This is a genomic window from Sungkyunkwania multivorans (genome assembly GCF_042675645.1).
Taxonomy (GTDB): Bacteria; Bacteroidota; Bacteroidia; order Flavobacteriales; family Flavobacteriaceae; genus Sungkyunkwania; species Sungkyunkwania multivorans.
Genome location: NZ_JBHTJH010000025.1, coordinates 1 through 809, shown reverse-complemented (window position 1 = coordinate 809; position 809 = coordinate 1). Strand labels below are relative to the sequence as shown.

General features: G+C 68.9%; 1 protein-coding gene. It reads right to left on the bottom strand.

The annotated features are described in order from the left end of the window. Window positions 1–809, bottom strand: an 809-nt coding sequence (locus tag ACFQ1M_RS17685) for a DUF7507 domain-containing protein (RefSeq protein WP_449343018.1), incomplete at both ends; no start/stop codon positions are given.

The window sequence follows — 809 nt, the reverse complement described above, 5'->3', positions numbered from 1 at the left end:
CCCGCGTCGAGGTCCGACTGCTGTATCGTCTGCTGTGCCGTCACCGTCGCGCTCTGACCTGGGTCGAGGCTCGCGATCGGGCTGCCAACGATGCTGCCGGCGTCAGCGTTCGCATCCGTCACCTCGATGTCCGTCAGGGTCACGTTGCCCGTGTTGGTCACCACGATGTCGTACCCGATCACGTCATTCAGGGCCGAGCCCGCCGTGGTCACCGTCTTGGTCACCGTCAGCTCAGGGTCCGCCGCGATGTCGAAGGGCGTCGGGTCGTTCGTCGGGTCACCGTCGTTGTTGTCCCCGTTGATGTCGTCGTTGTCGGGGGTCTCCTCCGTGGCGGGGTCCCCCACGGGGCTGCCGTCACCGGCCGTGCCCGTGTCGGAGTCGTCGCCCACGTCGCCCGTGTTCCCGGGAGAGGAGCCCTCCGCCGTCGCGCTGTTCTCAACGCCGCCGGCGTCCACGTCACTCTGCAGTATCACATAGGTCGCCGTGGCCGTCCCCGTCTGTCCGGGGGCCAGCGTGCCGGGCGTCACCGCCAGGTCCACCGAGCCCGTGAGGGCGTCGTCCACCGTCACCCCCGTCAGCGTCACGTTCCCCGTGTTCTCCACCGTGAAGGTGTACTCGATCACGTCGTCCAACGCGCCCGCGGCTCCCGCCGCCGTCACGCCCGTCACGCTCTTGATCAGCTCCATGCCAGGCGCAGGCGCCAAGGTGGTCACCGTGGGGTCGTTCGTCGGGTCGCCGTCACTCGTGCCGTCCCCGTCGTCCGTCTCCGTGTTCTCGTTGTCAGGTATCGGGTCGCCGTTGCCGTCCAC